The organism is Pseudomonas sp. GW821-FHT01A09, from assembly GCF_058986725.1.
This window is the reverse complement of sequence record NZ_JBYSWB010000033.1, coordinates 14658-33717: the sequence shown is the minus strand read 5'-3', so window position 1 is coordinate 33717 and position 19060 is coordinate 14658. Positions and strand designations below refer to the sequence as shown.

The window sequence follows — 19060 nt, the reverse complement described above, 5'->3', positions numbered from 1 at the left end:
CCGGGGCCGTGCAGCCTTGGAACCATAGGTAGCTGCAGTTCGTTCGTAAAAGAACTTGTGGTTATTTGCTAATGAACAGATGTCAGCAAGGGGGCCGCAGGCAGCCCCGTGCACAGGCCTAGCGCTCGATCGAGCGGCTCCAGCGGGCGTTCCATTCCGGGCGCTGCTGGTTGACCTGATCCCAATCGATGGAAATTGCCGTTTCCAGGTATTTGTCCATGGCCTCGACACCCGCGCGGGTCTTGTCGGTGGTCGGGGTCTTGGGGTTGGACGGGATCTGATCGCCTCCTTCCAGCGCCGGCGCCTGGGCCTCGGGAGAAAGCAAAAAGGCCACCAGCTTCTGCGCCAGTTCTGGCTGGTCGTTGTGGGCGATGGCGCATTCGGCAACGTTGAGCACTACCGCGCCTTCCTTGGGCTGGGCGTATTCCACCGGTATGCCCTTGAGTTTCAGCGCGCTGACCTGGGTCGGGGTAAGGGGGAACACGGCGGCTTCGTCGGTTTGCACCATCTCGGAGATCTGCGCGGAGCTGGCGATGTATTCCAGCACGTTGGCGCCGATGGTCTTCGGCCAGGCGGTGAAGCCGGGTTCTACGTTGGTTTCGCTGCCGCCCTGGATGCGGTTGAACATCAGGAAGCCGTGCAGGCCGAAGGTCGACGAGGCCAGGGACTGGAACACGACCTTGTCCTTGAACCGCGGGTCGGCCAGATCCATCCACGAGGTCGGCGCGGCCCAGCCTTTGTCCTTGAACAGGCGGCTGTTGTAGGCCAGCCCGGTGACGCCCAGGGACACCGCCACCGCTTGCTCCTTGATCTTCGCCTTGGCCGGAATGTCGGCCAGCACCGGGCTGTCTTCGAGCTTGTTGCACAGGCCCATGGAAATGGCGCGGTACATGATGCCGTCATCGAGAAACATCACATGCATCTGCGGGTTGTCCTTGCTGGCCTGGACCTTGGCGAGGATGTCGGAAGAGGTGCCCGGGACGATCACCACCTTGACGTGGTTGGCCTTCTCGAAAATCGGCAGCACCTTGTCGGCATACAGCCGCTCCATGGTGCCGCCGTTCATGCCCAGGTACAGGGTCGGGTCGGCCTGGGCGGCGCTGGCGGCGCCGAGCAAGGCCAGCAGCGACAGGGATGCAGTGCAACGTTTGACGTGGTTCATGGTGCGTCCTTCCTCTAGGCAATGGATTGAAAGCGGCGAATAGAAAACGCGTCGAGCGGTTGGGCGCTGCGGCCCTCGGCGACCCACTGGGCCAGCGCCTCGCCGACCGCCGGGCCGATCTGGAAACCGGCCCCGGCGAAACCGAAGGCGTGCAACAGGCCAGGCGTAGTACGGCTGGGCCCGATCACCGGTTCGCGGTCGGGCAGGTAACCTTCGGTGCCGCTCCAGGTGCGGATGGCCTGGGCACCGTTCAAGAAGGGATAGAGCTCGGCGGCGTTGCGCAGGATGTCCAGCACCGCTGCGTGGCCAGGGCGGGCCTTGGTGGTATCGAGCGCGAAACCCTGACCGCCGCCGAGCACGCAGTTGCCGCGCGTCACCTGTCGGGCATAGATGCCGCCGCCTTCGACCCCGGTGCTGACGTCCATCACCCGTGGCAGGGGCTCGGTCACCAGCATCGCCGGATGGCCCGAGTGCATCGGTACGGCTTCGTCGAACCAACCCGCCACGGTGCCAGCCCAGGCGCCGGCACAGTTCAGCAGCCAGGGCGCCTGGACCTGCAAGCCGTTGCTGCAACGCACGGTGAACAGCGTGCCGTTGTGCTCGACGGCCTCTACCGCACGCTGCTCGAACACCTGGGCGCCCGCACGTCTGGCTGCCTGGGCGAAGGCCGGCGACACCAGGCGCGGATTGGCGTGGCCGTCGTCGGGGCACAGCGAGGCGCCGACCGCGACATCGCCGATCCATGGGAAGCGCCGGCGCAACTGCGCGCGATCGAGCAGTTGCAGGTCGAGGCCGAAGCCGCTGCTGGCCTGGGCATAAGCGTTGAGCGCGGCCATATCGGTATCGCTGCGGGCGAGTTTCAGGTGGCCCGAGCGTTGGTATTCGCCGTCGATGCCGAGCAGCTCCGGCAGCTGGCCCCATATCTCGTGGGCCCGTTGCGACAGGGGCAGCTGGCACAGCGGCCGACCCTGGCGGCGCACGCCCCCGTAGTTGACGCCGCTGGAGTGAGAACCACAGAAGTCCCGTTCCAGCAGCACCACCGACCTGCCGCGGCGGGCCAGCCAGAAGGCCGCCGAGGCGCCGACGATGCCGCCACCGAGGACGATGACGTCACAGCGCGTCACCTGGCTCATGCGTCCACCTCGACACCGAACGGCAGCGGCTTGATCGGCGCCTGGGCGCGCAGGCGGCCGATCGCCTCGATGCCGCGGCCGCTGCTGTGGGCCACCAGCTCGCAGGCCGCGGCGCCGCACAGGCGGCCCTGGCAGCGGCCCATGCCGACTCGGCAATGGGCCTTGACGCGGTTGATCTCCCAATGGCCTTCGGCAACCACCTGACGAATGTCGCCGGCGCTGACTTCTTCGCAGCGGCAGATCAGCGTGCTGTCGGCCGTGTCCGCCGCCCACCGAGCCGGGAACGCAAACGCCTGTTCGAGACCCTGGCGAAAGCCCTGAATGTTCGCCAGCTGCTCCAGCAACTGCTTGCGCCGACCCGTGTCGATGGTCACGCCGCTGTCGGCGAGCAGTGCCAGGGCAGCCAGTTCGCCAGCCATCTGCGCGGCGTCGGCGCCCATGATGCCGGCGCCGTCACCCGCCAGGTACACCCCCGCGACGCTGCTGCGGCCCAGCTCGTCGCGCTGCGGCAGCCAGCTGCGGTTGAGGGCGCTCCAACTGAAATCGCAGCCCAGCAGGTCGGCCAGTTGGGTTTCGCTGCGCAGCGCGTGACCGAAACCGACGGCATCGCAGTCAAGCGTCTGACCGTTGTTCCAGCTCAGGCCGCTGACCCGTCGTTCGCCATGGATGGCGTCGACATGGGCGTCGCAATGGACCGGGATGCCATGGGCACTGAGCCAGGCGCGGTAATACAGGCCCTTGGCCAAGGTCCCCGGTTGGCGCAGCAGGGCCGGGGTCGCCCGCACCTGGGCGCTGAAGGGCGCGCTGTCGAGCACCGCGACCACCTTGGCGCCGGCCTTGGCGTACTGATAGGCGACCAGATACAGCAGCGGCCCGCTGCCGGCGAACACCACGCGCTGGCCGATGCTGCAGCCCTGAAACTTGAGGGCGATCTGCGCGCCGCCGAGGCTGAAGACGCCGGGCAGGGTCCAGCCCGGCACCGGCAGAATGCGGTCGGTGGCGCCGGTGGCGACGATCAGCCGCTGGTAGTCGAGGCGCTGCACATGGCCGTCGCACAGGGTGTCGAGCTGGCCGTGTTCGGCATTCCACACCAGCGTTTGCGGGCGGTAGTCGATCTGTTGCGCCAGGGCGTCGATGGCCTGATGCACGGCGCTGGCCTTGCGCGCTTCGAAGCCGTACAGCGCCTTGGCATCGCGCTTGAAGTTGGCCGGCTGGCGACGATAGATCTGGCCGCCGCCGCGCAAGCCCTCGTCAAGCAACAGCGGCTGCATGCCGTAGTGCACCAAAGTCTGTGCCGCGGCGATACCGGCCGGGCCGGCACCGACGATCACGGTGTTGTGCATGGCGTCGCTCATGGCTGGCGCCCCGGCTCACGTTCGACCACCAGGTCGGCTTCCAGCAGGGTCGAGCAGGCACGTACGCGGCGGCCGTCACCGAGCTTGACCCAGCAATCCTGGCAGGCGCCCATCAGGCAGAAGCCGGCCCGCGGCTGGGCGCTGAAGTCGCTGCCGCGCAGGTGCTCGGCCTGGGTCAGCACGGCGGTCAGCAGGGTATCCCCCAGCAGCCCGCTGACGGCGTGACCGTCGAGGGTGAAGGGCAGTATCGGGCGGTCCTGTTCGGTCAGGCGCTTGAGCAAGGTCATCAGTGTTTTCCTACCAATACGCGGTCCAGCCCGTACACCCGGTCGAGGACGATCATGGTCACGGCGGTGAGGGCGATGACCAGCGCCGAGACGGCGGCCATCATCGGGTCGATGGATTCGGTGGCGTACACGTACATGCGCACGGGCAGCGTCTGGGTGGCGGGTGAGGTGACGAAGATCGACAGGGTGACTTCATCGAAGCTGTTGATGAACGCCAGCAACCAGCCGCCCGCCACGCCCGGCAGAATCATCGGCAGGGTGATCTGGCGAAACAGCGTCCAGCGGCTGGCGCCCAGGGATTCGGCGGCCTGCTCGGCGCTGCGATCGATGCCGATGGCGGCAGCGATCACCAGCCGCAGCACATAGGGCGTGATCACCAGCACATGGGCCAGTATCAGCCAGGCGAAGCTGCCGTTGACGCCCATCAGCGCGAACAGCCGCAGCAGCGCCACCCCCAGCACCAGGTGCGGGATGATGATCGGTGACAGGAACAGCGCATTGAGAAAGTTGCGCCCACGAAACCGATAGCGGGTAATCGCCAGCGCGGCGGGCACCGCGATCAAGGTCGCCAGGCTGGCGGAGAGGAACGCCAGCTGCAGGCTGTTGTAGAACGCGTCGATAAAGTCGGCGCGCTCGAACACCGCGCGAAACCAGCGCAGGGAAAAACCGTGGGTGGGCAGGCTCAGGGTGTTTTCCGGGGTGAAGGCCACCAGGCACACCACCACCAGCGGCGCCAGCATGAACACCACCACCAGGGCATGAAAGGACAGCGCGAGCGGACCGTTACGGGACATCGTCATTCCCCCAGGGATTTCTTCACGCGGCCTTCGACCATTCGGTTCCAGGACAGCATGATCAGCAGATTGGCCAGCAGCAGGACCACGGCGATCGCCGCGCCCATGGGCCAGTTGAGTTCCGAGAGGTACTGGTCGTAGACCACCGTGGCGACCATCTTCAGGCGCCGTCCGCCGAGCAGGCCGGGGATGGCGAACGAACTGGCGGCCAGGCCGAACACGATCAGGGTGCCGGACAGCACCCCGGGCATGATCTGCGGCAGCACCACCAGCCGCATGACCTTGGCGTGGCTGGCGCCCAGTGACAGCGCCGCCTGTTCACCGGCCGGGTCGACCTTCTGCAGCGAGGTCCAGACCGGAATGATCATGAACGGCAGCATCACGTGCACCAGCGCGATGACCACCGCAAAGGGCGTGTAGAGCAGCTTCAGCGGTCGTCCGCCGAGGGCCTGGATGGCTTGGTTGACCAGGCCGTCGGCACCTAGCAGCAGGCTCCAGCCAAAGGCCCGCACCACCACCGAAATCAGCAGCGGGGTGAGAATCAGGATCAAGAACAACGAGCGCCAGGGCGTGCCCATGCGGCTGAGGATGTAGGCCTCGGGCACGCCGATCACCACGCACAGCAAGGTCACCAGGGCGCTGATCCAGAAGGTCCGCCAGAAGATCTCGTAGAAGTACGAATCGCTGAACACCGCCACGTATTGGTGCAGGGTCCAGGCATCGCTCTTGACCCCGACGCTGTAGTCGAAGACGTTGAACGACAGCACCAGCGTCAGGCACAGCGGCAGCACCAGCAGGGCGCTGAACAATAGCACTGCCGGGGCGGACAACAGGGCCGGCGCGGTCCAGCGGCGAGGCGCGCAACTCATGCCGACACCTCGTCCTGGGTCAGCACGCGCAGCAGTTCATCGGGCCAGTCGAGGCCGACCTCGGTACCTTCGGCCAAGGGCGCGCTGCCGTCGTTGCGGCGCACCACGGTGATCTCGCCCAGAGCGGTGCTGAGGCGGTACAGCCACTGGCTGCCGAGAAAGTAGCGGACCTGAATGCGCCCTGGCAGACGACCGCTACCGGTGGGCAGCAGGTCGATTTTTTCCGGGCGCAGGCTCAGCAGCAATTCACCCTTGCCTGGGCTGCTCAGCACCTGTGCGCGACCAGTGCCATCGAGATGGCCGGGCAGCAGATTGGCCTTGCCGACGAAATCGGAAATGAAGCGCGTGCGTGGGTGTTCGTAGAGTCTGTAGGGCTCGTCGATCTGCGTCACCCGGCCGGCCTGCATCACCACCACGCGGTCACTGATGGACAGCGCTTCGGATTGATCATGGGTGACCATCAGGGTGGTGATGCCGACTTCGCATTGAATGCGGCGGATCTCGAACTGCATCTCTTCACGCAGGTTGGCGTCCAGATTGGACAGCGGCTCGTCGAGCAGCAGGACTGGCGGTTCGATCACCAGCGCCCGGGCCAGGGCCACTCGCTGGCGCTGGCCGCCGGAGAGTTCTCGCGGATAGCGCTCGGCGTGGGCCTGCAAGCGCACCAGCTCCAGCACGCGGGCCACGCGGGTATCGATGGCAGCGGCGGCGACCTTGCGCATGCGCAGGCCAAAGGCGACGTTGTCGCGCACGCTCATGTGCGGGAACAGCGCGTAACTCTGAAACACCACGCCCAGGCCGCGGCTGCTGGGTTTGGCGTGGGTGATGTCGCGGCCATCGAGGGTGATGCTGCCGGCGCTGACGTCGACGAAGCCGGCGATCATCTGCAGGGTGGTGGTCTTGCCGCAGCCCGAGGGGCCGAGCAGGGAGACGAACTCGCCTTTGGCCACGCTCAGATCGGTGGCGACCACGGCATCGATGGCGCCGTAGCGCTTGCATAAACCTTGAAGTTGGAGAAAAGCCATGGCTGCGTTCCACCTCGTTTTCGGCCCTTGGCGGGCACTTGGTCTGGGGCAGAAGCGAAGGAATGCTGCGGATGGATTCGGCGCGCGATCTCGAGTCGGCTGCCGGGCTGTTGTTTTTGATTTCGCCCCTGTGGACTGGAGAGTAGGGCGAGGCATAGGATGGGCTCAACGGCTAATTTCACTGAGAGAAGATTATTTTCGTTTTCTTTCATTCATTGAATTTATATAAGGAACAAGGTGCAAATGGATTCCACTGAGCGGAATAACGAATCCAGAGAAACCGGCCCTGGCGGTGTCTCGCGGTTGTTCGCACTGCTGCGTTGTCTGGGCGAAGTCCCCGAAGGAGGCGAGCGGGTCACGCAACTGGCCCTCGCCGTGGGCCTGTCGCAGCCAACCACCCACCGCCTGCTGCGCAGCCTGGTGGATGAAGGCATGGTCGAGCAGGACGCGCGCAGCAAGCGCTACCGCTTGAGCCTGGAATTCTTCGCCCTGGCCGCGCGGGCCGGGCACAGCGGCAACCTGCGCGACCTGGTGCGACCCAGCCTGCTGCGGCTGTCGGCCTCCCTCGGGGATTCGCTGTTCCTGCTGGCGCGCAGTGGCTTCGACGCCATCTGCCTGGACCGCAGCGAGGGTCCGTACCCGATCCGCACCTTTACCGGCGACATCGGTGGCCGCGTGGCCTTGGGCGTGGGGCAGGGCAGTCTGGCGATTCTGGCGTTTCTGCCCGACGACGAGCGCGAGACGGTGATCCGTTACAACCTGCCACGGCTCAAGGATTTCCAGCTGTACGACGAGGTGTTCCTGCGCGCCGAGATCGATAACGTCCGGCGCCTCGGTTATGCCGGGCGCAACACCAACGTGCTGGATGGCATGGCCGGGCTGGCGGTGCCTATCCTCAATCGCGAGGGCCACGCGGTGGCGGCCTTGAGCGTCGCCACCATCACCGATCGACTGGGCCCGGATCGTTTGCCCACGGTGGTGGAGATGCTCAAGCGCGAGGCCCATGGGATCGGCCCGCGGATCAATCCGTTCGACCCGACCCTGCGGCGGCCGTCCCAGGTGTTCGGCCAACCGCCGAATTGAAGGGCTGCGTTTTTTTCTCAACTTTCTGCGGTCCGCCCAGTCGAAGCGTGACACCGGTATCCGCCGCACGGCAGATACCGCTCTGTTTCCTGCCCGTCACGCTGCGCAGATATTGGATGTCGAACATGTCTCGATTCACCCTAGCCCCCGCCCGCCTGTCCAGCTTGGCACTGATCGTCGCCAGCAGCTGTTCCTGGAGCATGGCCGGCCACGCCGATGATGCATTCGGCGCCGATTCACAATGGATGACCGGCGACTGGGGCGGCACGCGCTCGGCGCTGGTCGACAAGGGCATCGATATCCAGATGGAATATCTGGGGGAATCCGCCAGCAACCTGCGCGGTGGTTACGACAAGAGCCGCGCCACCCGTTATGCCGATCAGTTCACCCTGGGCGCGGAATTCGACCTGCAAAAGCTGCTGGGCTGGCAGGACGCGACCTTCGCGCTGGAGCTGAACAACACCAACGGCAAAAGCCTCAATGACGAACGCACCAACGATCCGCGGGTTGAAGGGCTGTCGGCGACTCAGGAGGTGTCCGGCAACGGCAGCGTCACTCGGCTGAGCAAGCTGTGGTTGAGCAAGGGCTGGTTCGACGATGCCTTGAATCTCAAGGCCGGTCGGTTCGCGGTGAGCGATGACTTTGCCGTCGAAGACTGCGAGTTCCAGAACATGGCGTTCTGCGATTCGCAACCGGGCAACTACGTCGACCGTTTCACTGAGAGCCCGCTCAGCACCTGGGGGGCGCGGATCAAGTACGGCATGACGGACGAGGTCTACGCGCAGGTAGGGGTGTTCGCCGTCAACGATGCCTATGCCGACAACGACAACGGATTCAAGCTCAATGGCGCGGGTACCTCGGGGGCGATGATCCCGGCGGAGCTGGTGTGGACGCCGACCTTCGGCCAGTTGCCGGGTGAATACCGCGCCGGTTACTACTACAGCACCGCCAAGGCCGATGATCTGTACAAGGACGCCGACAACCGCCCGGCAGCGGTGACCGGCAATGACTACCGCCGCGATGACAGCCAGCATGGCTGGTGGTTGACCGCCAAGCAGCAGCTGACCACGGCAGGCGGCGATGCCTCGCGCGGCCTGGTGCTGTACGCCAACATCAGCGCCTTCGATGCGGCCACCACCCAGGTGGACAGCCTGCAGAAACTGGCGCTGGTGTACAAAGGCCCGTTCGCTGCGCGCCCTGCGGATACCCTGGGTCTGGGCGTTGCGCGTCTGCATGCCAGCAATCGATACCTGCACAACGCCCGTGCGGCGAATCAGGCCAGCGGCTTGAGCTACGACGATGCGGATTTCGTCCCCGAGCAGCGCACCGAGTACGACATCGAGCTGAACTACGGCATCCAGGCGACCGAGTGGCTGAGCATTCGCCCCAACCTGCAGTACATCGCCCACCCGGGTGGCGTGCGTGAAGTGCAGAATGCGGTGGTGGCCGGGGTGCAGATTCAATCGACGTTCTAATTCGCACTTCACCCTGTAGCGAGGGGGCTTGCCCCCGAAAATTCACCGGCCTGAGTTTTTCGGGATGGGCGATATTTTTCGGGGGCAAGCCCCCCCGCTACAGGGTTGCTGCGGTGAGGAGGGCGATCTGTTCGTCTTCCTGAGACGTCAGCGTGCGCACCTTGCCTTGCAGATTCAGCCAGTGCAGGCCGTTGACGATCCGTTCGCGGACCTCCTGGTCGTGCTCACCGATGCCACCGGTAAATACCAGCAGATCCACCCCCTCCAGCACCGCGACCATGGCCGCGATCTGCTTGCGCGCGGCCTGACAGAACATCTCGATGGCCAGGCGCGCATCGGCATTGTCAGGCGCGGCCTGGTGCAGTTTGCGCATGTCGCTGGCCACCCCGGAGATGCCCAGCAGCCCTGATTGGTGGTCGATCAGTTGCTCCAGCGCCGGCACATCGAGTTGCTTTTCGCGCAACAGATAGATCAACACCCCTGGGTCGAGGTCGCCGCTGCGGGTACCCATGATGATCCCGCCGCTGGGGGTCAGGCCCATGCTGGTGTCCACCGACTTGCCCTGCTTGACCGCAGTGACGCTGGCGCCATTGCCGAGGTGGACGATGATCACCCGCGCCGGTAGCGCGTCACCCAGCTGGCGCACCACCGACGCGCAGGACAGGCCATGGAAGCCATAGCGGCGAATGCCCTGAGCATGCAACTCGCGAGGCAGCGCCAGGGTCTGCGCCACCGCTGGCAGGTCGGCATGAAAACCGGTATCGAAACAGGCGACCTGCGGCAGATGGGCGAAGTGCGCTCGAGCCTGGTCGATCGCTTCAAGTGCCGCCGGGGTGTGCAGCGGCGCGAAGACGCTGGCTCGTTGCAGCTGTTCGCGGACCTGGTCGTCGATTCGGCACGGTCGCAAGTGCTGCGGGCCACCGTGCACCAGCCGATGCCCCACTGCATCCAGCGCTGGCAACCGCGCCTGAGCGAGTGCCTCGCCGAGGCGCTGCATGACGCCGCTGATACTGGCATCGGCCAGGGGCGCCTGCTCGATGCCGGTGGCGCTGAAAGTAGCGCCGTCGTCGCCCAGCCCCTCGGCTTCGCCACTGAACAGGGTGTCGACGCGTTGGCCCTCGACGCGATAGACCCCGAACTTCAGCGACGACGAACCGCTGTTCAAAGCCAGCACCGTGCTCATGGCGCCGACCATTGCCAGCCGAGGATTTCCGGCAGGTCCTCACCCTGTTCGCTGACATACAGCTTGTGCCGCTCGATGCTGCTCCAGTAGCGCTTCTGCGCCTTGTCGACTTCGGCGTGCAGGCGCGGGACCCGCATGATGGCGTCGAGGGCCAGTTGGTAGCGGTCGAGGTTGTTGAGCACCACCATGTCGAACGGCGTGGTGGTAGTGCCTTCCTCACGGTAGCCGCGTACGTGGAAGTTGTCGTGGTTGCCGCGGCTGTAGGTGAGTTTGTGGATCAGCGCCGGGTAGCCGTGGAAGGCGAATATCACCGGCTTGTCGGCGGTGAACAGCAGGTCGAAATCGACATCGGTGAGGCCATGGGGATGATCGGCGCGGGTTTCCAGCACCATCAGGTCGACGACGTTGACCACGCGCACCTTGAGGTCCGGCACGTATTCGCGCAGCAAGGTGACGGCAGCCAGGGTCTCGAGGGTCGGCACGTCACCGGCGCAGGCCATGACCACGTCCGGCTCGGCGTCGCCGCAATTGCTCGCCCACTCCCAGATCCCGGCGCCGGCGGTGCAGTGACGCACGGCGGCGTCCATGTCCAGCCACTGCCACTCCGGCTGCTTGCCGGCGACGATCAGGTTGACGTAGTGATGGGTGCGCAGGCAGTGGTCGGCCACCGACAGCAGGCAGTTGGCATCCGGCGGCAGGTAGATGCGCACGGTCTCGGACTTCTTGTTGGCAACGTGGTCGATAAAGCCCGGGTCCTGGTGCGACAGGCCGTTGTGGTCCTGGCGCCAGACGTGGGAGGTGAGCAGGTAGTTGAGCGAGGCAATGGGCTTGCGCCACGGGATGGTGCGGGTTTCCTTGAGCCACTTGGCGTGCTGGTTGAACATCGAATCGATGATGTGGATGAAGGCTTCGTAGCACGAGAACAGGCCATGGCGACCGGTCAGCAGATAACCTTCGAGCCAGCCTTCGCACAGGTGCTCGCTGAGCACTTCCATCACCCGGCCGTTCTGGCTGAGGTTGATGTCGACCTCTTCGACATTGGCCATCCACGCCTTGCCCGAGACTTCGAGCACCGCTTCGAGGCGGTTGGAGGCGGTTTCGTCGGGGCCGAACAGGCGAAAGTTCTTGCTGGGCAGGTTGAGTTTCATCACGTCGCGGATAAAGCCGCCCAGTACCCGCGTGGCTTCGGCGCGCACGCTGCCGGGCGCGCTGACCTTGACCGCGTAATCATGAAAATGCGGCATGGCCAGCGGCTCGAGCAGCTCGCCGCCGTTGGCGTGGGGGTTGAAGCCCATGCGCTGGTGGCCGGTCGGGGCCAGGTCGGCGTATTCGGGCAGCAGTTGGCCGTTGGCACCGAACAACTCTTCGGGCTTGTAACTCTTGAGCCAGGTTTCCAGTTGGCGCAGGTGCTCCGGGTCCTTGAAGTCGGCGATCGGTACCTGATGCGCGCGCCAGGTGCCTTCCACCGGCAGGCCGTCGACGACCTTGGGCCCGGTCCAGCCCTTGGGGGTGCGGAAGATGATCATCGGCCAGCGCGGCCGGGGCAGAGGTGTATCGCCTCGATGCGCGCGGGCAGCGCCCTGGATATCGCGGATCTTGCCGAGCACGGTGTCCAGCGTGGCGGCCAGCGCCTGATGGACCAACTGCGGATCGTCGCCTTCGACTCGATGGGGTTCGTAGCCGTAGCCCTGCATCAGGGCGTCGAGCTCGGCGTCGTCGATGCGCGCCAGCACCGATGGATTGGCGATCTTGAAGCCGTTGAGGTGCAGGATCGGCAACACCGCGCCATCGCTGGCCGGGTTGAGGAATTTGTTGGAGTGCCAACTGGCGGCGAGCGGGCCGGTTTCGGCCTCACCATCGCCGACCACGCAGGTGACGATCAGGTCAGGGTTGTCGAACGCCGCGCCGTAGGCATGCACCAGGGAATAGCCCAGTTCGCCGCCTTCGTGGATCGAGCCCGGGGTCTGCGCCGACACGTGGCTGGGGATGCCCGCCGGCCAGGAGAACTGCCGGAACAGCCGATGCAGGCCATTGCGGCTGCGTTCGATGGCGGGGTAACGCTCGGTGTACGAGCCTTCGAGATAGGTGTTGGCGACCAGCCCCGGGCCACCGTGACCGGGGCCGGTGATGAAGATCATGTTCAGGTCGTTGTCGCGGATAAGTCGGTTGCAGTGCACATAGAGCATGTTCAAGCCGGGGGTGGTGCCCCAGTGGCCGAGCAGGCGACGCTTGACGTGTTCCTGGCGCAGCGGCTCTTCGAGCAGCGGGTTGTCGGCGAGGTAGATCTGTCCTACCGACAGGTAGTTGGCCGCGCGCCAGTAGGCGTCCATCTTGCGCAGCTGTTCGGTCGAAAGTGTCTTGCGCATGCTGTTCTCCGCGATAGACGCGGCCCGAGCGGGCCGCGGTATTGCACTTAGGCAGGGCGCGTGTAGCCCTCCAGGAAACCCCGGCCCGGGGTCAGATTCCAGGCCGCGATAATGGGTACGTTGGCGTGTTTCGGGTCCAGCGTCAGGACGCTCAGCGAGGCCGTGGCCAGCGGGAAATGCCCGGCTTCGGTCAACGCCTGGCCCAGCCAGCGGGTCGCCAGCACACAGCCGACATGGCCGTGGGCGAACAGCGCGACATCGCCGCTCAAGGTGCGCAGATGGGCAATCAGGCGATCGATGCGGGTGGTCATCTGCGCCGCTGATTCGCCTTGCGGGCAGCCGTCGCGAAAGATGTTCCAGCCGGCCTTCTGCTGACGAATCTCAGGGGTGCGCAGGCCTTCGTAGGCACCGTAGTCCCATTCGGCGAGGTCGGGCAGAATTTCCACCTCGTCGCCCAGGCCGGCCAGTTCGCAGGTCTGTCTGGCGCGCTGCAGCGGGCTGCTGAACACGTGGCTGAACTGCACGCCGCTCAACAGCGGCGCCACCGAACGGGCCTCGGCTTCGCCCTGTTCGGTCAGCGGGATATCACTGCGCCCAGTGTGCTGGCCGGTCAGCGACCATTCGGTCTGGCCGTGGCGCACCAGAAAAAGTCTCAGCTGCGGTGCCGGCGCATTCATTTAGGTTCCATCCCCGCGTCATAGCGGCCTTGCGCGGCGGCGCGATTGAGCGCGGCGCGTTGCTGCAGTTGCTCTTGCCCGGCGGCCACGTTGGCGGCCTCGCCGTTCCAGGCGCTCAGCGCCGGTTGCTGCAAGGCCCGTCCGTAGGAGAAGGTTACGGCCCATGGCAGCGCGGCGCCTTGATGCATGTCATTCAAATGGGCCGAAGCCAGCGCCGGCGATTGCCCGCCCGACAAGAAGGCGATGCCCGGTACTGCGGCCGGCACGCAACGGCGCAGGGTTTCGAGGGTGGCTGCGGCGACGGCCTGGACATCCGCCTGCTCACGGCTGTCGGCACCGCTGGTGACCATGTTGGGCTTGAGCAGCATGCCTTCGAGCAGCACGCCCTGGGTGTTCAGTTCGGCAAACACGGCGTGCAGGACTTTTTCCGTGACTTCGCTGCAGCGCGCCAGCGAGTGGTCGCCATCCATCAGCACTTCCGGCTCGACGATGGGCACCAGGCCGACGTCCTGGCACAACGCGGCGTAGCGGGCCAGGGCATGGGCGTTGACGGCGATGGCAGCGGCGGTAGGAATGCCCTCACCTATGTTGATGACCCCCCGCCACTTGGCGAAGCGGGCGCCGAGCTGGTGATAGTCCTCTAGGCGCGCACGCAGGCCATCGAGGCCCTCGGTGACGGTTTCGCCCGGGTGGCCGGCGAGCGGCTTGGCGCCGAGGTCGACCTTGATGCCGGGGATCATCCCGGCCTTGACGATGAGCTCGACGAACGGCGTGCCGTCCTTGTGCGCCTGGTGGATGGTTTCGTCGAAAAGAATCAGGCCGCTGACGCTGTCGCTCAGCCCTGGCGTGGTGATCAGCAGCTCGCGGTAGGCGCGGCGCATTTCTTCGGTGTCTTCGATGCCTTGCTCGACGAAGCGCTTGCGGCAGGTCGAGCTGCTTTCATCCATGGCCAGCAGGCCTTTGCCGTCAGCGACAAGGGCGTTGGCAATATCGATCAGTGCTTGGGTGTTCATGAGCTGTCCCCATTAACCGGAAGGTCGCGCCGCGCGCTGGAGCACTACGACGCACTGGGGTGTGACCATACATCGCGCGAGATGTTTCGTGTAGAAAGTGTTAACCGCGGCAGGTGTGCAACCGGCAGGAGGCGGGTTCGCCTGCGCAGCTGCCCTCGTTAGCGGCCGGGCTGCGCATACCCGCCAGGTGGCCTCAGTGAGACTGCCCGTGCCACGGTACCAGGCGCCGCTGCAACGCACGCAGCCCCAGTTCCATGGCGAAGGCGATCACCGCGATCAGCAGAATCCCGAGGATCACCACATCGGTCACCAGAAACTGCGCGGCCGACTGCACCATGAAACCCAGGCCTTGTGTGGCGGCGATCAGCTCGGCCGCCACCAGGGTCGACCAGCCAACGCCCAGGCCGATGCGCAAGCCGGTGAGGATGTCCGGCAGGGCGCTGGGCAGGATCACATGGCGGATCAATTGTGCGCGGGTGGCGCCCAGGCACTGCGCGGCCCGCAGGCGCGCCGGGTCGACGGTGCGCACACCGTTGGCAGTGGCGATGGCGATCGGCGCAAAGATCGCCAGGTAGATCAACAGCACCTTGGACAGCTCGCCGATGCCGCACCAGATGACGATCAGCGGCAGGTACGCCAGTGGCGGCACCGGACGGTAGAACTCGATCAGCGGGTCGAAGATGCCGCGGGCAATGCGGTTGCGGCCCATGGCCAGGCCCAGGGGGATGGCGGTGAGCACCGCAGCCACCAGGGCCAGGCCGATACGCCCCAGGCTGGAGCCCAGGTGTTGCCACAGGGTGACGTCCATGTAGCCGTTGTTGATGACGTCCCAGCCCTTTGCCAATACCGCGCCAGGGCCGGGCAGGAACAGCGGGTCGATCAGGCCCCAGTGAGTCACGGCCCACCACACCAGCAGCAGTACGGCGATGGTCACGGCGCTGATGCCGCGGGTGTCGTTGGACGCCACCTTGGGCAGCGGCGCGGGTTTGGCTACCGGTGTGCTTTCAACCAGTTCGATGCTGCTCATGTCGGCTCCTGAGCGCTGGCTTGCTGCAGGCTTTGCTGATAGGCGAAGACCTGCGCGAGTACATGTTCGCGGGTGGCGATGAAGGCGGGATCGGACTTGATCGCTCGGGCGGGTTCGCCGGCGGCGTGACGGCGGCCGAAGTCCAGTTGCAGACGTTCGACGATGCGCCCCGGATGGGGGGCCAGCAGCACCAGGTCGGTGGCCAGGAACACCGCTTCCTCGATGTCGTGAGTGATCAGGAACACTGGCTTGCGCGTGCGCTGCCACACGCTCAGCAGCAGCTCCTGCATCTGTTCGCGAGTGAAGGCATCCAGTGCGCCGAAGGGCTCGTCCATCAGCAGCACCCGAGGTTCGGCGGCCAACGCACGGGCCAGGCCGACACGCTGGCGCTGCCCGCCGGACAGCTCCCAGACCTTGCGTTGCTCGAAGCCTTCCAGGCCCACCAGTTGCAACAGCTCGCGGCCACGGCGTTCACGCTCGCCGCGGCCGACACCGGCCAGTTGCAGACCGAAGCTGACGTTGGACAGCACGTCCTGCCAGGGCAGCAGCACGTCGTCCTGGAATACCACGCCGCGGTCGGCCCCCGGCCCGCGCACGGGTAGTCCGTCGAGGGTCAGGGTACCGGCCGTGGGCGCCACGAACCCGGCGATCAGGTTGAGCAGGCTGGTCTTGCCGCTGCCGCTGGGGCCCAAGGCAACCACTAACTGATCGGGCTCCAGACGCAGCGACAGGTCCTTGAGCACCGGCTCCGGCGCCCCGGGGTAATGGGCGCTGATGTTTTGCAGTTCGAGGGTCGCCATGAATCAGACCTCAAGGGATGTATTTAGGGCTGACGAAGGTGCTGTAGTCGGGCAATACCGACGGGATCTTGTTCTGTTCCTTGAGAAATTCCGCCGTCGCGGCGATGTCCTTGGCAGTCCCGCCCCCCAGCAGCGCCGCGCTTTTTTGCGCGGCGGCATCGGGGTAGGCCGAGCCTGCGAGCAATTCCGGCACGTCGGCGGCATTGGAACCGGTGAGTTTGGCGATGGCCTTGATCGGCGCCGAGTCGACGGTCCACTGCGCCTTGTGCGCGGTGTAGTCGGCATAGGCGGCGAGGGTGGTGCCGGCGAACTTGGCGATCACGTCCGGGTGCTTGTCGGCGTAGTCCTTGCGGGCCACCCAGACTTCGAAGGTCGGCGAGCCCCAGCGGCCGACTTCGGCGGCGTCGGTGAGGGTCTTGCCGGTCTTGCGGATCTCGCCCAGGGCCGGCGACCAGACGAAGGCTCCATCGATGTCGCCACGCTTCCAGGCGGCGGCGATTTCGGTCGGGTTGAGGTTGACCACCTTGACGTCCTTGCTGCTCAGGCCCCAGTGCTTGAGGGCGCCGAGCAGGCTGTAGTGAGAGGTCGACACGAATGGCGTGGCGATGGTCTTGCCCTTGAGATCCTCGGGTTTGTCGATGCCGCTGCCGTTGCGTACCACCAGCGCTTCGGAGGAGTTGATCTGCGCCGAGACGATAAAGGCCACGATCGGGATGTTGCGGGACGTCGCGGCGGCCAGCGGGCTGGAGCCGAGGTTGCCGATCTGCAGGTCGCCGGAGGCCAGCGCCGCGACGACTTCAGGGCCGCTGTTGAAGCGGCGCCAGTCGATGGTCTGGCCGGTGGCTTTTTCATACTCGCCGGCGGCCTGCGGCACCTTGCTCGGATCGGTACCGGTCTGGTAGCCGATGGTCAGGTCGGCCGCGTGGGCGGTCCAGGTCAGGCCGGCCAGCAGGGTGGCGACGAACAGCTGGCGAAGCGAGGGCGATGTGGACATGTGCGAGAGGCCTTATGCGTTTTGGAATGGCATAAATCTATTTGATCTAAAAAAATTAAATCCAATAATTTAAGGGCATATGTATATAGCGGCGGGCGGATGTTTGCAGATGGAATTACAAGGGTAGCTGGTATATCGGGGGGAGCAGGTCTGGCCTCTTCGCGGGCAAGCCTTGCTCCCACAGGTGGATGCCATCTGGTTGTGGGGGCAAGGCTTGCCCGCGAAGAGGCCATCGAATTCAGATGAAATCATCTATGCATGGACCATTGGTTATTGGACCGATACACCGGCATGGTCGATGCTAGACGCTTCGACCATCAAGGGGCCCTTGACATGAGCACTTCCCGCCAACTCAAACTCGGCGCCTTCATGCGTCCGGTGAGCATCCACACTGGCGCCTGGCGTTACCCGGGCGCCTGGGCCGATGCCAACTTCAATTTCTCCCGCCTCAAGCGTCTGGCGCAGACCCTGGAGCAGGCGCGCTTCGATGCCTTCTTCATGGCCGATCACCTGGCGTTGCTGAACATGCCCATGGAGGCGCTCAAGCGCAGCCACACGGCGACCTCGTTCGAACCCTTCACCTTGCTGTCGGCCCTGAGCCAGGCCACCGAAAACATCGGCCTGATCGCCACTGCCTCGACCACCTTCGACGAGCCGTTCCACATCGCCCGGCGTTTCGCCTCGCTGGATCACTTGAGCAACGGCCGCGCCGGCTGGAACATCGTCACCACCTCCAACCCCGATGCCGCGCTCAACTTCGGCCTCAGCGAACACCGCGCCCACGACGAGCGCTACGCCCGTGCGCGGGAGTTCTATGACGTGGTCACCGGGCTGTGGGACAGTTGGGCCGATGACGCCTTCGTGCGCGACGCCGACAGTGGCATTTTCTTCGACCCCGACAAGCTCCACACCCTCGATCACAAGGGTGAATACCTCTCGGTGCGCGGCCCGCTGCACATCGCCAGGCCGCCTCAGGGCTGGCCGGTGATCGTTCAGGCTGGCGCCTCCGAGCCCGGTCGGCAACTGGCTGCGCAAACCGCCGAAGTGATCTTCGCCGCCCACGGCACTCTACAAGAGGGGCAAGCCTTCTACGCCGACGTCAAAGGGCGCATGCCGGCCTTCGGGCGCGACCCCGAGCACATGAAAATCCTGCCGGCGGCCTTCGTGGTGGTGGGCGATACGGTCGAGGACGCACAGCGCACTCGCGCGCATCTGGACAGCCTGGTGCACGAGCAAAGCGCCATTGCGTCGCTGTCGGTGTCCCTCGGGGTGGATGCGAGCAAATTCGATCTGGATGGCTACCTGCCGTCGATCCCGGAAACCAACCAGAGCAAGAGCTCGCAACAGCGGGTACTGGCCCTGGCCGACCGCGAGAAGCTGACCGTGCGCCAACTGGCGCAGCGCCTCGGCGGCTACGCCGGCTTGAGCTTTGTCGGCACCGCCAGAACCATCGCCGACGAGATGCAGGGCTGGCTGGAAGGGCGCGGCAGTGATGGCTTCAACATCATGTTCCCGTGGTTGCCGGGCGGCCTCGATGACTTCGTCGCCAAGGTGATTCCAGAGCTGCAACACCGCGGCATATTTCGTCGCGAGTATGAGGGCAAGACCCTGCGCGAAAACCTCGGTTTACCGCGGCCGGCGAATCGGTTTTTCCCCTGACCGAAGCCTTTTGATGGGGCTAGCCGTCCTTGGCGGCTCGCCCCACGACCTTAAGTTCCCCCTGTGAGGCGCATATCTTTCAATCGAGTCCATAGGCTCATGCAATTTAGGCCCTGTGCCTGGCGTCGGTACCCTCGTGGTTTCAAACCATAAGATCC

Annotated in this window: 17 protein-coding genes; 3 read left to right on the top strand and 14 right to left on the bottom strand. The window is 65.3% G+C overall.

Annotated features, from left to right (window positions below; translation table 11 throughout):
* Positions 1-118: 118 nt before the first annotated feature.
* The 7 genes from AC3WJP_RS25960 to AC3WJP_RS25930 are packed head-to-tail and all read right to left on the bottom strand — an operon-like array spanning position 119 to position 6625.
* Complete coding sequence (locus tag AC3WJP_RS25960; protein ID WP_493723987.1) at positions 119-1162, bottom strand: ABC transporter substrate-binding protein; 1044 nt, start codon at positions 1160-1162, stop codon at positions 119-121.
* Between the two features lie 14 nt (positions 1163-1176).
* Positions 1177-2295, bottom strand: a complete 1119-nt coding sequence (locus AC3WJP_RS25955) for an NAD(P)/FAD-dependent oxidoreductase (RefSeq protein ID WP_493723986.1) — start codon at positions 2293-2295, stop codon at positions 1177-1179.
* Positions 2292-3638, bottom strand: a complete 1347-nt coding sequence (locus tag AC3WJP_RS25950) for an FAD/NAD(P)-dependent oxidoreductase (protein WP_493724000.1) — start codon at positions 3636-3638, stop codon at positions 2292-2294. The genes AC3WJP_RS25955 and AC3WJP_RS25950 overlap by 4 nt, the downstream gene beginning before the upstream one ends.
* 8 nt (positions 3639-3646) lie before the next feature.
* Positions 3647-3937: a (2Fe-2S)-binding protein gene (locus AC3WJP_RS25945; RefSeq protein ID WP_493723985.1), complete on the bottom strand. Its 291-nt coding sequence runs from the start codon at positions 3935-3937 to the stop codon at positions 3647-3649.
* On the bottom strand, positions 3937-4731 hold the full coding sequence (locus AC3WJP_RS25940; protein ID WP_493723984.1) for an ABC transporter permease: 795 nt from the start codon (positions 4729-4731) through the stop codon (positions 3937-3939). Before AC3WJP_RS25940 ends, AC3WJP_RS25945 begins: the two co-directional genes overlap by 1 nt.
* A 2-nt stretch (positions 4732-4733) precedes the next feature.
* Positions 4734-5600, bottom strand: coding sequence for an ABC transporter permease (locus AC3WJP_RS25935; RefSeq protein ID WP_493723983.1), 867 nt, complete (start codon positions 5598-5600; stop codon positions 4734-4736).
* The gene (locus AC3WJP_RS25930; RefSeq protein ID WP_493723982.1) at positions 5597-6625 is read right to left on the bottom strand and encodes an ABC transporter ATP-binding protein; all 1029 of its coding nucleotides are present in this window, start codon (positions 6623-6625) and stop codon (positions 5597-5599) included. The genes AC3WJP_RS25935 and AC3WJP_RS25930 overlap by 4 nt, the downstream gene beginning before the upstream one ends.
* A 243-nt stretch (positions 6626-6868) precedes the next feature.
* Here AC3WJP_RS25930 and AC3WJP_RS25925 point away from each other — a divergent pair, with 243 nt between their 5' ends.
* Entirely contained in the window at positions 6869-7708 is an 840-nt protein-coding gene (locus tag AC3WJP_RS25925) for an IclR family transcriptional regulator (protein WP_493723981.1), read from the top strand.
* A 116-nt stretch (positions 7709-7824) separates the two neighbouring features.
* A complete protein-coding gene (locus tag AC3WJP_RS25920) occupies positions 7825-9183 on the top strand; it encodes a carbohydrate porin (RefSeq protein ID WP_493723980.1) in 1359 nt (452 codons plus the stop codon).
* 97 nt (positions 9184-9280) lie between these two features.
* Here AC3WJP_RS25920 and AC3WJP_RS25915 read toward each other — a convergent pair whose 3' ends face one another.
* The 7 genes from AC3WJP_RS25915 to tauA form a co-directional block, all read right to left on the bottom strand.
* Positions 9281-10366: an acetate/propionate family kinase gene (locus AC3WJP_RS25915; RefSeq protein WP_493723979.1), complete on the bottom strand. Its 1086-nt coding sequence runs from the start codon at positions 10364-10366 to the stop codon at positions 9281-9283.
* The gene (locus AC3WJP_RS25910) at positions 10363-12732 is read right to left on the bottom strand and encodes a phosphoketolase family protein (RefSeq protein ID WP_493723978.1); all 2370 of its coding nucleotides are present in this window, start codon (positions 12730-12732) and stop codon (positions 10363-10365) included. Before AC3WJP_RS25910 ends, AC3WJP_RS25915 begins: the two co-directional genes overlap by 4 nt.
* A 47-nt stretch (positions 12733-12779) precedes the next feature.
* A complete protein-coding gene (locus AC3WJP_RS25905; RefSeq protein ID WP_493723977.1) occupies positions 12780-13409 on the bottom strand; it encodes a histidine phosphatase family protein in 630 nt (209 codons plus the stop codon).
* Positions 13406-14422, bottom strand: a complete 1017-nt coding sequence (locus AC3WJP_RS25900) for a class I fructose-bisphosphate aldolase (protein ID WP_493723976.1) — start codon at positions 14420-14422, stop codon at positions 13406-13408. Before AC3WJP_RS25900 ends, AC3WJP_RS25905 begins: the two co-directional genes overlap by 4 nt.
* A gap of 193 nt (positions 14423-14615) precedes the next feature.
* Positions 14616-15449: a taurine ABC transporter permease TauC gene (gene tauC / locus AC3WJP_RS25895; protein WP_493723975.1), complete on the bottom strand. Its 834-nt coding sequence runs from the start codon at positions 15447-15449 to the stop codon at positions 14616-14618.
* Positions 15446-16249, bottom strand: coding sequence for a taurine ABC transporter ATP-binding subunit (tauB, locus tag AC3WJP_RS25890; protein ID WP_493723974.1), 804 nt, complete (start codon positions 16247-16249; stop codon positions 15446-15448). Before tauB ends, tauC begins: the two co-directional genes overlap by 4 nt.
* Before the next feature lie 10 nt (positions 16250-16259).
* On the bottom strand, positions 16260-17243 hold the full coding sequence (tauA, locus tag AC3WJP_RS25885; RefSeq protein ID WP_493723973.1) for a taurine ABC transporter substrate-binding protein: 984 nt from the start codon (positions 17241-17243) through the stop codon (positions 16260-16262).
* Between the two features lie 333 nt (positions 17244-17576).
* On the opposite strand from tauA, the gene AC3WJP_RS25880 reads away from it, so the two are divergent.
* A complete protein-coding gene (locus AC3WJP_RS25880) occupies positions 17577-18902 on the top strand; it encodes an LLM class flavin-dependent oxidoreductase (protein ID WP_493723972.1) in 1326 nt (441 codons plus the stop codon).
* The last annotated feature ends 158 nt before the right edge of the window (positions 18903-19060 follow it).